The sequence below is a fragment of the Nocardia cyriacigeorgica genome, from assembly GCF_005863245.1.
In the GTDB taxonomy this organism is placed as follows: Bacteria; Actinomycetota; Actinomycetes; order Mycobacteriales; family Mycobacteriaceae; genus Nocardia; species Nocardia cyriacigeorgica_C.
In genome coordinates, this window is the sequence record NZ_VBUT01000005.1 from 91,735 (window position 1) to 104,555 (window position 12,821).

A 12,821-nucleotide genomic window follows, 5' to 3' on the forward strand; every position below is an offset into this window, starting at 1 on the left:
TGGGACCGATCGCCTACATATCCAGCACGTGCGGTAGCCCGGCCCGGAACCGATCGGCATCCATCTGCTTGGCGGCCGCGAAGATCGGCAGCTCGACCAGCGGGTGGATGACGGCGCGCGGAGCGGGGTCGCCCGCGGCGTCCAGGATGGCGTTGGCGGCCGCGCGACCGGCCTCGTTGGCGCCTTCCATGGTGGCCAAGTCGATATTGGTGCGCACGTGGTCGCCGCCGAAGAAGAGGTTGGGAATCGCGCAGTGGGCGTCGGGACGATGCTGGTAGGAGCCGACGGTGTTGACCAGCAGCGGAGTCTCGTTGTAAGTCGTGCCGCCGGACCAGCTGATGCCCGGATCCAGGTGCCAGGAATGGATGTCCTCGGGGCGCAGCCAGCCGGTGCCGGTATTGAGCCACTGCTCGAGCTGGGCCCACACCTCACGGGCGATCTCGTCCTTCGAACACTGTTTGGCGGTCTTGCCGTAGAGGATGCCGGGAGTGTCCCAGTCGGACACGTCGACCGACAGGCATTCGACCGCGCGCCCGTCGCCGTAGCGCTGCGCGAAATCGCCGACCCACATCGGCGCCTGCCGCAGCGCGGTGATCGCCCACGGCGAGCCGAGCGCGGCGATATGGCCTTCGGGGATCTCGGTGGGCCGGGTCAGGTAGTACTGGATGCCCACCATCCAGTCGGTCACCAGTTCGGCCATCCCCGCCAGGCGCGGATCCGCGGCCAGGATCGCCGGGTTCAGCAGCGGCACCGTCCGCTCCACGGGCATCGCGCAGATGTACCAGTCCGCTTCGACCCGCGTGGCGGAGCCGCCGGAATCGACGACCGTCGCACCGGTGATGCGCCCGCCCCGATAGTCCAGCGCGGTGGCCCGCTGATCCATGACGAACCGCACACCGCGCCCGCGCAGGTAGGCGACCCACGGATCGATCCACGCCTCATTGGTCGGGCGATTGAGGATGCGGTCGATACCCGCCGCGTACTGCGGGATCAGCCCCGTGCCCGCCAGCACCAGCGCCTCGCCGATCGTGCCGATGGTGCGGGCCGAACTCATATGCGGTTTGGCGGCCACGGTGATGCGGGTCAGCGCCGACACCAGATAGTCGCGGTAGGCCTGCGATTTTCCGTCCGCCCGCAGGATCTGCTCCCAGGTCAGGTACTCCCACTGCCCGAACCGCCGTTCGGTGGACGAGGTGAACCACATCGTCATCTGCTTGGCGAAGAACGCCAGTTCAGCGGGCGGCAGCTCGGGGATGAAGCCGAAGGCGGTGATGAGGGTGTTCTGCACCAGTTCCGGGGTGAGCTGCCCGATCGCGGCCGGCTCGACCGGAAGGAACACCGGTGCCCTGCCGCGGAATCCGGCGACGGTGCCTTCGACCCGTACGAGATTGCCCGCCACGCCGTCGGGATTGCCGGGAAAAGGTATGCGGCGCATGGTGTCCGGCAGATTCTGGTAGCAGCCGGGGAAGAAACGGAAACCGTGCTCGCCGGGCAGGTCGAGACGGCCGCCGGTGGCGGTGCCGGGCACGCCGAGGCTGCGGGCCTTGCCGCCGAGATAGGCCGGCTCGTACACCGTCACCGTGTAGCCGCGTTCGATCAGTTCGTGCGCGGCCGACAATCCGGCCACCCCGCCGCCGAGGATCGCGACGTCGCGGTTGCCGCGCGCACCAGGGGAGCGGCGAACGGGGGTCGCACCGGAGGCGGCGGCGGTCCCGAGCGATAGCGCCGCTCCCGCTCCCGCGACGACGGCGCCGCGCAACACATCGCGACGGGTCCAGGACGTATTCGATTGCGGTTCAGACATCTTCGTCTCCAGCGCGGGAAGGGTGATAGTTGGGGGAGAGGGGGACGGCGGATGGGTGGTGGTGACCTGCGCGCAACACGGTGCGGGCCTCGTGCCAGTCGGCGGCGGCCTCGCGCAGTTCACGCGTCATATCGGCGAGTACCGCGCCCGCCGCGGCCGGGGTGTGCCGGAGTGCGCCCGCGGCCAGACCGACCGCGCGGCGCGGGGTGAAGACCGCCCCGGGTTCGGTGGTGCGGGAGAAGATGCCGGTCACCGCGGCGGCCAGCGCAGGGTCGCGGGTGGCGGTGCGGTAGAGCTCGATCTCCAAGGGGTGCATGGCTTCTGCGCGGGCGAGCCGATTCGTCCACTGGTAGATCGGCAGGCATTCCCGCAGCCGTCGTTCGGCCCAGTGGGCCAGCGCGAGGTCGAGGGCCTTGGGATGCTCGAGCAGTGGGGCGGCGGTATCGGCGAGCAGCCTGCCGTAGCGCAGCGCGTCGCGAATGCCCTGGGCGGTGACCGGATCCTTGAAATGACCCGCGTCCCCGGCCAATACCCAGCCCGGTCCGCTCGAGCGCCGGAAGTAGGAGGCGATCCCCGTCGCGGCCCGCACGCGGCCCACTCGCTCGCACTCGCGCAGCCGCTCGGCGAGACCGGGAATCCGGGCGATCGCCGCGGTGTAGCGCTGCTCGGCGCGACCCGGGCCGAGGCCCGGTTCCTCGCTGACCGGCGGTTGCACCAACGACAACAGCAGGCCGTCATCGCAGGGAAACGCGGTACCGAGGTCGCGCCCCGCTCGCCACTGGGCCGCGATGTGCCGCCACGACGAACTGCCCTCGCGCCAGTACGCGTAATAGCATTCGCGCCCGCTCGGCGCGTGCAGGAACGGCTCGATCGCCCCGCACAATCGTGCCACCGTGCTGCGCCTGCCGTCGGCGCCGACCACCAGCGCGGCCCGCAGTTCGACGACGGTGTCCGTGGGATCGCGATACCGCACGCCGGCACACCGATCCCGTTCCCACACCAGCTCCTCCACGCGGCAGCGTTCCCGCACCTCGGCTCCGGCGGCGCGGGCCGCGCCGACCAGCACCGCGTCCAAGCCCGTGCGGCGCACACACATGGCGTAGTCGATCCCGTCGGCCGGGGTGAACTCCGAGGGCACTCGATATCCGGCCCCGGCGGCGAAGGCCGAGGTCAGGCGGGGCGCGCCGAGTTCTTCGACCTGTTCGAGCACGCCGAGCGCGTTCAGCTCGGCCAGCCCGCCCGGCCACAGCAGGTGGGTCGAGAGCGTGTCGGACGGGAACTGGGCGCTGTCGAGCACGATCACCCGCCGCCCCGCCCGGGCCATCGTCACGGCGACGGCGGAGCCCGCGCAGCGCGCGCCCACCACGATGACGTCGGTGTATTCGACCGCCGTACTGGAGGAATCGGCCATTGTCACGCCTCGGTCATCGCGTCTCGGACACTATGTCCGATTGATGGTGAACCCCGGTGGCCCGGCTGTCAACGGTTGACGGTGCCTCGGCCGGATTTCCGCGCCCCGAGGCACAATGGCCGCATGGAGCCCTCCGAGCGAACGAGCAGCCGATGCCGTCGCTGACGCGCACCCCGCGCGGCGCCCGCAAACCGCCCGACAACCGTCGCGCCGAATTCGAACGGCGCGTACTGGCCGCCGTCGAGGACCTGCTCGCCGACGGCACCCCCTACACCGAACTGGCCGTGCAGAAGATCGCCGCCGCCTCACACTCGGCGAGATCGACGTTCTACCGGTACTTTCCGGACAAGAGCCAACTGCTGATCCGGATGGCGGACCTGGCCACCACCGACCTGTTCGATGCCGCCGAACAGTGGTGGACCGCCGATCACAGCGACGGCGTCGACGGTGTGGTGCAAGCGATCCGGAGCATGATCGCCGGTTTCCGCAAGCACCGGTACCTGCTACTGGCCCTCACCGAAGTCTCCGCCTACGACCGTGACGTCGGCGCGTATTGGCGTTCACGGGTGGCCACCTTCGCCGCCATGGTCCGGGCCCGCCTCGACACCGACCGCCAGGCCGGAAAGATCAGCCCCGCCATCGACCCCACGGCGACGGCGGTGGTGCTGACCTCGATGGTGGAACGCTCGATCGTGGTCGCGTTCTCCGCCGACACCGGCATCTCCGACGACGTCCTTGCCGACACGCTCGGACGCGCGATCTGGCTCGTCGTCTACGGCGACGCGCCGCGCGCCACGCCGTGACGCGCCGCTGGATCGTGTGTCTTCCCTCGGATCGCGAAGGCGTGCTGTTCAATTGATGCGGTCAGCGTGTTTCCAGCGACGAGCGCACTAGGAGACGACATGGCACGGCCCCCGATGAATGTCGGGCACCGGGCGGACTGCATCGTCAGCCGCAGATGATTTCGCGGCGTCGCGGTCGGTCGTTTCTCTCCATGCCGCGATGCCCGGAGTCCTGATACGGAAATCTCCAGCATCACTCAGCATCCGAAAAGGAGCACGAACGTGAGCATGATTCTCGTTGCGCTGCACGACAGCTACGGCGCGGTGGTAGCACAGATCGGCAACCCCACACCGGAAGCGCCGCCGTTGGCGGACAAGATCATGCAGATGACCAGGTATCTCACCTGGTTCGTTCTGTTGTCCGGCGTCGCCGCGATCACCTACGGCGGCGGCCGATTCGCCTGGGAGAAGTGGAGCGGCGGCGGCCTGCAATCACCGAAGATGGTGGCGGGCGCCATGGCCGGCGGTGTGGTCGCCACCAGCGCGGGCACCATCATGAACGCGGTGATCGGCGCCTGAAGCCGAGCATGGGCCGGCATGCGGGTGCCTGCGCCTCGGCGCCGACGCCCGCATACCGCACTCGTGGTTACCCGGACCCGAGCCGGCACCTCGACCGCTCGGTGCCATTGTGGCCGAAACGTAACCTGCACCCGCCGGTTCGGACGCGCGCGGATCCCGCGCCGACATGATCTCCTGAATCGGTGACGTCATCCCCCGGTGGCTCCATCGAAGACCTGCTGGTGCGCAGCGGACGATTCTTCACCCCCGGCGACATCTCACCGGACCGCCGCACCCGTCACCAGAGACGGCGGCCGCGACGGCGACGTCTTCTTCGGCAATCGCGGACATGCCCGTCCGGGGGAGCTGGTGGGGTCGCGGCAGCGGCGCCGCGGTTGGTGAGCGAGCCGGGGCGGGACGCACACAGGCCGCGCCCCGGTCGCGGTTCACCCGGCGAGTGCGCGGCGGGCATAAGCGCGGACGTCGGCGTCCGGGTCGTCGACGGCCTGTTTCAACGCGATCCGGGCCGGGTCCAGGCCCGCCCAGTTCGACAGCGCGAGGACCGCGGCTTTGCGCACATCCAGATGCGGATCCGACAGCGCCTCGGTCAACGCGGGCAGGGCGAACTCCGGATCGGCGCCGGCCAGTCCGCGCGCCGCGCCGACCCGCACCTGCCACGCCGAATGCCGCAGCGCAGCCACGAGTTCGGCGGTCGAATCGACGTCGGTCCCCAATGCGGCGTAGGCCGCCAGTGCCGCCGCACGCACCAGCGGGTCGCGGTCGGCGGCGAGGGCACGGATGGCTTCGGCGCCGGTGCCGATGGTGGCCAAGCCCTGCGCGACCGCGATCCGCACCTCCCGGTTCGGGTCGGCGGCCAGGCCCGCCACACCGGCTCCGTCGTCGAGGGAAACCAGCCCGCGCACCGCCTCGATCCGCACCCGGTGGTCGGGGTCGGCGAGCGCGGCACCGAAGTGGGTGGCGGTGCCGGCGCGCAGCGCCCGCAGCAGGTCGATGACGGTGGCGCGCACCACCGGATCGGGGGAGTGCAGCCGGTGGGCCAGACCCTCGGCCGAGGGCAGCACTTCGATCAGTTCGCGCAATCCGGCTGCCGCTGCGGCGCGCACGGACGCGGCCGCGTCGTCGAGTGCGTCGATCAAGGCCGCGGCGAATCCGTCCGGGGTGTGCTCGGTGAGCACCGACAGCGCCGCCACCCGCACCACGGGGTCGTCATCGGACAGATATTCCGACAGCTGCGCCACCGACGGCGCGTCCAATCCCAGCAGGGTGACCAGGCGCGGTGAGGGCGGTGCGGCCGCTTCCTTGTCGACGGTCACCACGGTGTCCGCCGCGGGCGCGCGGCGTGCGACCAGTTCCGGCTGCTCGACGAGTTCGATCGCCGCATCGGCGGACGGCAGGTCGTCCAACCCCGGCACCGGCACCAGATACGGCGCCACCGGACGCTTCAGGAACTCCATCTCGCCATCGGCGTTCTTGCGCAGATTCAGGTGATAACGCCAGCCCACGTCATCACGTTCGGGCAGATCGGCGCGCTCGTGATAGAGCCCCCACCGCGATTCGGTGCGGGTGAGCGAACTGCGCGCCGCCATCTCCGCGCAATCGCGGATGAACGACACCTCCACCGAACGCATCAGCTCATGCGGGGTGCGCGCACCCATCTCGGCGATCTCACCGCGCATCCGCTCGAAGGTCTCCACCGCGATCGAGAGTTTGGCCGCGGTCTTGGGTGGGGCCACATAGTCGTTGACGAAGCGGCGCAGCTTGTATTCCACCTGCGGCTGCGGCGGCCCGTCCGGATGACGCAGCGGCCGGTAGATCAGCTCGTGCGCCTCGGCCAGTTGATCCTGCGGAAGCTGCCGCGGTGCGGCGACATCGGCGAGCGTCGACGCGGCGTGCGCTCCGGCGAGATCGCCGAAGACGAAGGCGCCGATCATGTAGTTGTGCGGCACGCACGCCAGATCACCGGCGGCGTACAAGCCGGGCACCGTGGTCCGGGCGTTCTCGTCGACCCACACCCCGGATGCGGAATGCCCACTGCACAAACCGATTTCGGAGATGTGCATCTCGATATCGTGGGTGCGGTAGTCGTGGCCGCGGTTGGCGTGGAAGGTGCCGCGGGTAGGTCGCTCGGTGGTGTGCAGGATGCCTTCGAGCGTGGACAGGGTCTCCTCCGGCAGATGCGAGACCTTGAGATAGATGGGTCCGCGCGCGGATTCGATCTCGCGCTTGACCTCCGACATCATCTGCCCCGACCAATAGTCGGAGTCCACGAACCGCTCGCCGGCGGCATTGACCTGGTACCCGCCGAACGGATTCGCGACATAGGCGCACGCCGGTCCGTTGTAATCCTTGATCAGCGGATTGATCTGGAAGCATTCGATACCGCTGAGCTCGGCGCCGGCGTGATAAGCCATCGAGTAACCATCGCCGGCATTGGTCGGATTCTCGTAAGTGCCGTACAGATAGCCCGACGCCGGCAGCCCCAGCCGCCCGCACGGCCCGGTCGCCAGGATGACGGCCTTCGCGCCCACCGCGACGAACTCGCCGGTGCGGGTGTTCAAGGCCGCCGCGCCGACCGCCCGGCCCCCATCGGTGAGCACGCGCACCGGCATCAGCCGGTTCTCGATCCGGATCCGTTCGCGCATCTTGCGCTGGCGCAGCACCCGGTACAGCGCCTTCTTGACGTCCTTGCCCTCGGGCATCGGCAGCACATACGAACCGGACCGATGCACCCGCCGCACCGCGTACTCGCCGTATTCGTCCTTCTCGAATTTCACCCCGTAGCTCTCCAGCCGCTGCACCATGGCGAAACCACGGGTCGCGGTCTGGTAGACGGTGCGCTGGTCGACAATGCCGTCGTTGGCGCGGGTGATCTCGGCGACGTAATCCTCCGGTTCGGCCTTACCCGGGATGACGGCATTGTTGACCCCGTCCATCCCCATGGCCAGCGCACCGGAATGCCGCACATGCGCCTTCTCCAGCAGCAGCACGTTCGCGCCCTGTTCGGCGGCGGTGAGGGCGGCCATCGTGCCCGCCGTGCCACCGCCGATGACGAGCACATCGCAGTCCAGGCGGACGGCATCGGCGAGATCCGGTGCCGCGAGCAGGGTCGGAGCGGTCACGTGAGAGCCTCCACGATCTGGGCGCGCTCGGCCGGCCGAGCGGCGGGCGTGCGCGGATTCGGAACATCGACGACGGCACGCAGCGGCTGCCCGGCCCGGCCGAGCACAGCCACCCGGTCACCGAGCAACAGCGCCTCGTCCACGTCATGGGTAACGAAGACGACCGTCGTCGGGTGGGTGCGCCAGGTGTCGATCAGCAAGCGTTGCATGGTGTTTCGGGTCTGGGTGTCCAGTGCGCCGAACGGTTCGTCCATCATGACCGCCCGCGGCGCACCGGCCAGGCCCCGGGCGAGCTGGACCCGTTGCCGCATCCCGCCGGACATGCTCTTGGGCAGGAAATCGGCGAACCCGGTCAAGCCGACCTCTTCGATCCAGCGATCGGCGGCCTCGCGGCGACCTGCCTTCGGTTCGCCGCGCAGTTTCAGCGCGAGTTCGATATTGGCGCGCACACTGCGCCACGGCAGCAGCGCGTTGTCCTGGAAGACGACCGCGCGGTCACGGGAGGTCGTCGTCACCGGTTCGCCGTCGGCGAGTACCCGGCCGGAGTCGGGCGCCAGCAGACCGGCCAGCGCCCGCAGGACGGTGGACTTCCCGCACCCGGACGGTCCGGTGAGGACCAGGATTTCGCCGGGCCGCACGTCCAGGCTCAGCCCGCTGATGACCGGATCGCCGGTGTAGGACAGCGACACCTCGTCCAGGCGCAGGCTCATCCCGGTGGTCACGGCGGTGCTCATCGCGCATTCTCCTCTCCGCGCGGCAGCCAGCGGGTGATGCGGCGTCCGAGCAGCTCGATCGCCGCCGACGTCGCGAACCCGAGCACACCGATGGTGATGATCCCGACGAACACGCCGGGATAGTCGACAATGGTGTAGGCCTGCCAGGTCCGGTAACCGACACCGAGACGGCCGGAGATCATCTCCGCGGAAATGAGGCAGATCCAGGCCACCCCGATACCGACCGACAGCCCGCCGAAGATGCCCGGCAGCGCGCCCGGAAACACCACCCGCACCAGCACATCCCAGCGGTTGCCGCCCAGGGTGCGCACCGAGTCCTCCCACAGCGTCGGCAGCGCGCGCACCGCATGGCGGGTGCTGACCATGATCGGGAAGTAGGCCGCCAGCGAGGTGATGAAAACGATGCCGGCCTCGTCATCGGGGAACAACAGGATCGCGCTCGGCACCACCGCGATCGCGGGCACCGGCCGGGCGAGTTCGGTGAGCGGGCCGAGGATGTCGGCGAACAGCCGTGACCGGCCGAGCGCGATGCCGCTGGCCACGCCCAGCACGGTCGCGATGGCGAAGCCGCTGAGGATGCGGATCAGTGACTGGCCGAGGTCCAAATAGTAGACGTCGGTGGCGAGTTGGCGGCCGAACGCGGTGATGATCTCGGTGACCGTCGGCAGGGTGTCGAAGCGCAACCACAGGCGAATATCGTTGGCGGTCAATACCTGCCAGAGCAGAATGGCGGAGATAACCGATGCGAGGCGCAGTGCCCGCGAGGGCCACGCCGAGCCGACCACGGAGTGGCGTCCCGGTACCGGTGTAGTGGCAAGGGGCACCCGCGGCTCGCCCGACCGGATTCCATCCGCTGCGTCGCGCTCGGCGCCGGACTCGATTCCATGTGCCGAGGCACGCTCGGCGCCGACGTGGAAGGCACCGCCCTCACCCGAGCCGGCGTGATCGCGGCGGCGGGTGTCGGGCCGAACAGCCGCAGCGGCCTCGGGGCCGGAGGCGGGGGCCGGAGCAGAGCCGTTGACGGCGTGGGCATTTGTCACCGACCGTGTGCCGTTGCCGTTGCCGTTGCCGTTGCCGTTGCCGTTGCTGCCGCTGCTGCCGGTGTCCGTAGCGAACTCGGCGGCTGAGGTCGGTCCGATACCGGCGGACTCTCCTGCCGCCTGGGCGACCGCGGGCAAGTCGGTGCGCGATCGTGTCATGACCGGACCTCGCTGACGGCCTCGTCATAGCTCACCGGCTGCGCCGCCGGGTGCGCCTGCTGGTAGCGGCGGGCCGCGGCTGCGGTGGTGAAGGGCAGGAATGTCTCACCGTCACGCAGCCACACCGCCTTGTCGGCGAACCACCGGGTGCCGAGCTCGGTATCCACGATGTAGGCCGAGCGGATGGTCGCGCCTTGTGCCCGTGCGGTTTTCACCGCGCGCAGTAGGGCGGTGGCGTCGGCGAGCGGCTGGGTGGCCTGCCCGTCGAGCCACAGTTCGGTGCCCGAGCCGGTGGTCTGATTGGTGGTGTCGGCCAGGGCGCTGTCGTAGTCGCGGCCGCCGCGGGCGGCGAACGCTGCGCGGAGCCGGGTGTCGTCGACGAAGGCGTCGATATCGAGATCGGCGAAGTCACCGATGGACTTCAGGTACTGCACATCGTCCTTGAAGGCGCTGATCAGACTCGGTTTGAGGGTGGTGTCGAAGGAGGTGCCGCCGGGCCCGTTGTACAGGTACACGACCTCCTGCGGCAGCCCCGAACCCTCGGCGACGATGCGCGCGGCCTCCAGCGGTTCCCGCCACAGGAATTCGGTGGCATCGAGCTGGGCCTGCAAGAACGCGTCGACCACTTCCGGATGCGCGGCGCTGTAATCCTTGCGGGCGACCACACCGTGGAAGGTGGGCACGTTCAGTTCGGCGCCGTCGTAGAGCAGCTTCGCCTTGTCCTGGAACACCAGCAGCCCGGGCCACGCCACGAACTGCGACAGGGCGCTCACCTGACCGGATTCCAGTGCCGAGGCACCGACCTGCGGTTGCTGATTGAGCACCTCGACACCACCGACGGGATCGATACCCGCCCGGGTCAGTGCCTGCACCAGCGTGCCGTGCCCGGCCGAACCGACACTGGCCGACACCTTCTGACCGGCAAGGTCTTTCAGCTCATCGGCGGGCGAGTCCGGCGCCACCACGACCATATTCAACGCGCCCTTGGGGTTGTACCCGGTGACGGAGATGAACTCGGTGCGCGAACGTTCATTGGCCTGGGTGCGAGACCCGTTGATGAGCAACGGGTAATCGCCCATCGAACCGATATCGATCTTCTCCGCCACCATCTGCGCGGTGATCGGCGCACCGGTGTCGTAGTCCTGCCATTCCACCTCGTACTTCGCGCCGCCACTGTTGGTGATCTGTTGCAGGCGCTGTTCCAGATAGCCCTGGGCGCGCAGCAGCGTTCCCGCGGTGACGGTGTTGATGGTCTTCGATTGATAGCCGATGACGACCTTGACGGTATCGCCGGAAGTTGCCTCCTCCAGCGAGCATCCGGTCAGCGCCACTGCGGTGGCGGCAGCTACGGCGACCAGGCGTTTCCAATGTTTCATGATGTGAACTACCTCAGGAGATACGGCATGTTGACGGTGACGGCGCCGGTGGGGCAGCGGGCGGCGCAGGGGCCGCAGTACCAGCACTCGTCCACATGCATGAAGGCTTTGCCGTTGTCGGGATTGATGGCGAGGGAGTCGAGTGGACAGATCTCGACGCACAGCGTGCACCCGGAGATGCACAGCGATTCGTCGATGGTCACGGGGATATCGGTGCGCTGGTTCGCCAGAGCCATCTAGAGGACCTTCCATTCGGGAATGCTGCGAGACAGGCTGCCGCGCATAGTGATTCGGTCACCGCGCAGGCGGACGTACTCGAGGTCGACCGGAGTGCCGTCCTCGAGGCGGGTGAGACGCTCGAGCATCAACAGGGCTGCGCCCGCGGGAATGTCGAGGGTGGCCGCGGTGTGCGGGTCGGCGCAGAGGGCTTCCACCGCGAGATCGGCTGAGCCCAGCGATTGGCCGCTGATCTGCTCCAGCAGGACGAAGATGTCGGTGCGTTCCAGGTCGTGGTCGAGCACCGCGGCACCGACGTCGGGTGCGAGGTAGGTGAGATCCAGGCTCAACGGCAGGTCCCCGAGATAACGCAGGCGCTCGATGTAGACCACGCGGGTACCCGGTTCCAGCGCCAGCCGGCGCGCCACCGCGGGCGGTGCACTGATCCGCGTCGCAGCCCGGACCTCGTTGCGGATCACGCCGTGACCTTCGAAGGTTTCCTGCAATCCGAGCAGGGTGTCCAGGCCGTGGTCGAACTTGCGGGCCGCGACCTTGGTGCCGACGCGCGGTGCGCGGGCGATCAGGCCTTCGTCCTGGAGCAACGCCAGCGCCTCGCGCACGGTGTTGCGGGAGGCCTGATATTCGGCCGCGAGCTCCTGCTCACCGGGCAGGGTGTCGGCGAACGCGCCGGTGTGGATCTGCTGGCGCAGGATATCGGCGACCCGGCGCGCATCGTCGGCCCGCAGCCGCCGCACGGGGGAGGGCGTCTCCGCGTTTCTGTCGCTGACCTGCATGAACAGCGACGATAGCGGCGATTTCGGTGGCTGATTTGCCGCCGCGTGAGCGGCTCGGAACGGGCGTGGGAATTACGCCGGGTGGGCCGGGCGCGCGACCTGGGCAAACGCGCGCGCCGAATGCCATTGCGCCACCTTCGGCGTACCGCGGGCGGTTGTGATCACGCCGATTCCAATGAATGCCGCGGGGCGCGGATGTCCTCGCCCTCCGGAGTGAGGCCGAGCAACGCCGCCTGCACTTGACGCAAGCGGTCGACGTCGCCGCGCAGCCCGGTGACGTTGTCGCTGTAGAGGAAGGCCTCGGCGAGCCGGACCAGGGTGTAGGCCAGCAGCGAGCGCTCCAGCGGCGGCCGGTAGTCGTCCTGCTCCTCGGTGCGGGCGATCAGCGCCTCCACCGCGGCGACCACGCGCGGCTGCACCGGGCCGTCGCCGGTGGTCAGGATGCGCAGCCCGGCGATCGGCTCGTTCTCGAAGTAGCGGCGGAACGGTTCATTGCCCGCCATCCACCGGTTGACCCGGTAGAGCACATCGAGAATGCGCTGGGCACCACTTGCCCGGCGGCGGGAGTCCGCGCGTTCGATGAGGTTCTCGAATTCACCGGCGAGCACCGCACCCAGCACGCCGTCGCGCGAGCCGAACCAGCGGTACACCGAGGCGCGGCTGAGCCGGAGTTTGGCGGCGATGGCCTGCACATCCACCCGCTCACCGGCCAGGAACGCCAGCCGCGCCAGCTCCACGACCTCTTCCCGGGTCGCGGAGGCCGGACGCCCCGGTGGGCGGGATACGGTAGGCTCGTCGCTGGTCACA

General features: G+C 69.1%; 11 protein-coding genes and 1 pseudogene. 3 read left to right on the plus strand and 9 right to left on the minus strand.

The window, feature by feature from the left end; translation table 11 throughout:
• Positions 1 to 13: 13 nt before the first annotated feature.
• Positions 14 to 1,804: a hydroxysqualene dehydroxylase gene (locus FEK34_RS13590; protein WP_171048210.1), complete on the minus strand. Its 1,791-nt coding sequence runs from the start codon at positions 1,802 to 1,804 to the stop codon at positions 14 to 16.
• Entirely contained in the window at positions 1,797 to 3,215 is a 1,419-nt protein-coding gene (locus tag FEK34_RS13595) for an NAD(P)/FAD-dependent oxidoreductase (RefSeq protein ID WP_138448246.1), read from the minus strand. Before FEK34_RS13595 ends, FEK34_RS13590 begins: the two co-directional genes overlap by 8 nt.
• 152 nt (positions 3,216 to 3,367) lie before the next feature.
• Here FEK34_RS13595 and FEK34_RS13600 point away from each other — a divergent pair, with 152 nt between their 5' ends.
• From FEK34_RS13600 to FEK34_RS31375, 3 genes and pseudogenes are all read left to right on the plus strand, one after another.
• Positions 3,368 to 4,018, plus strand: coding sequence for a TetR/AcrR family transcriptional regulator (locus FEK34_RS13600; protein WP_138448247.1), 651 nt, complete (start codon positions 3,368 to 3,370; stop codon positions 4,016 to 4,018).
• A gap of 267 nt (positions 4,019 to 4,285) precedes the next feature.
• Entirely contained in the window at positions 4,286 to 4,576 is a 291-nt protein-coding gene (locus FEK34_RS13605; RefSeq protein WP_171048237.1) for a hypothetical protein, read from the plus strand.
• A 182-nt stretch (positions 4,577 to 4,758) separates the two neighbouring features.
• Positions 4,759 to 4,900 (plus strand): annotated as a pseudogene (locus tag FEK34_RS31375) (hypothetical protein); the annotation flags it as partial.
• 101 nt (positions 4,901 to 5,001) lie between these two features.
• Here the strand turns inward: FEK34_RS31375 and FEK34_RS13610 are convergent.
• The 7 genes from FEK34_RS13610 to FEK34_RS13640 form a co-directional block, all read right to left on the minus strand.
• Positions 5,002 to 7,695, minus strand: a complete 2,694-nt coding sequence (locus FEK34_RS13610; RefSeq protein WP_138448248.1) for a fumarate reductase/succinate dehydrogenase flavoprotein subunit — start codon at positions 7,693 to 7,695, stop codon at positions 5,002 to 5,004.
• Complete coding sequence (locus tag FEK34_RS13615; RefSeq protein WP_138448249.1) at positions 7,692 to 8,429, minus strand: ABC transporter ATP-binding protein; 738 nt, start codon at positions 8,427 to 8,429, stop codon at positions 7,692 to 7,694. Before FEK34_RS13615 ends, FEK34_RS13610 begins: the two co-directional genes overlap by 4 nt.
• Positions 8,426 to 9,253 carry an ABC transporter permease gene (locus FEK34_RS13620; protein WP_138448570.1) on the minus strand — a complete coding sequence of 276 codons (828 nt, stop codon included), beginning with the start codon at positions 9,251 to 9,253 and terminating at the stop codon, positions 8,426 to 8,428. The genes FEK34_RS13615 and FEK34_RS13620 overlap by 4 nt, the downstream gene beginning before the upstream one ends.
• A gap of 371 nt (positions 9,254 to 9,624) precedes the next feature.
• Positions 9,625 to 11,004 carry an ABC transporter substrate-binding protein gene (locus tag FEK34_RS13625; protein ID WP_138448250.1) on the minus strand — a complete coding sequence of 460 codons (1,380 nt, stop codon included), beginning with the start codon at positions 11,002 to 11,004 and terminating at the stop codon, positions 9,625 to 9,627.
• 8 nt (positions 11,005 to 11,012) lie between these two features.
• Entirely contained in the window at positions 11,013 to 11,240 is a 228-nt protein-coding gene (locus FEK34_RS13630; protein WP_036536327.1) for a 4Fe-4S dicluster domain-containing protein, read from the minus strand.
• Entirely contained in the window at positions 11,241 to 12,014 is a 774-nt protein-coding gene (locus FEK34_RS13635; protein WP_138448251.1) for a GntR family transcriptional regulator, read from the minus strand.
• 161 nt (positions 12,015 to 12,175) lie between these two features.
• The gene (locus tag FEK34_RS13640) at positions 12,176 to 12,820 is read right to left on the minus strand and encodes a QsdR family transcriptional regulator (RefSeq protein ID WP_249359118.1); all 645 of its coding nucleotides are present in this window, start codon (positions 12,818 to 12,820) and stop codon (positions 12,176 to 12,178) included.
• Position 12,821 lies beyond the last annotated feature (1 nt).

Excerpts from the sequence above, each read along its gene's own strand:
- FEK34_RS13590 (WP_171048210.1), bottom strand. The coding sequence starts at position 1,804 with ATGTCTGAACCGCAATCGAATACGTCCTGGACCCGTCGCGATGTGTTG.
- FEK34_RS13595 (WP_138448246.1), bottom strand. The coding sequence starts at position 3,215 with ATGGCCGATTCCTCCAGTACGGCGGTCGAATACACCGACGTCATCGTG.
- FEK34_RS13600 (WP_138448247.1), top strand. The coding sequence starts at position 3,368 with ATGCCGTCGCTGACGCGCACCCCGCGCGGCGCCCGCAAACCGCCCGAC.
- FEK34_RS13605 (WP_171048237.1), top strand. The coding sequence starts at position 4,286 with ATGATTCTCGTTGCGCTGCACGACAGCTACGGCGCGGTGGTAGCACAG.
- FEK34_RS13615 (WP_138448249.1), bottom strand. The coding sequence starts at position 8,429 with ATGAGCACCGCCGTGACCACCGGGATGAGCCTGCGCCTGGACGAGGTG.
- FEK34_RS13625 (WP_138448250.1), bottom strand. The coding sequence starts at position 11,004 with ATGAAACATTGGAAACGCCTGGTCGCCGTAGCTGCCGCCACCGCAGTG.
- FEK34_RS13630 (WP_036536327.1), bottom strand. The coding sequence starts at position 11,240 with ATGGCTCTGGCGAACCAGCGCACCGATATCCCCGTGACCATCGACGAA.
- FEK34_RS13635 (WP_138448251.1), bottom strand. The coding sequence starts at position 12,014 with ATGCAGGTCAGCGACAGAAACGCGGAGACGCCCTCCCCCGTGCGGCGG.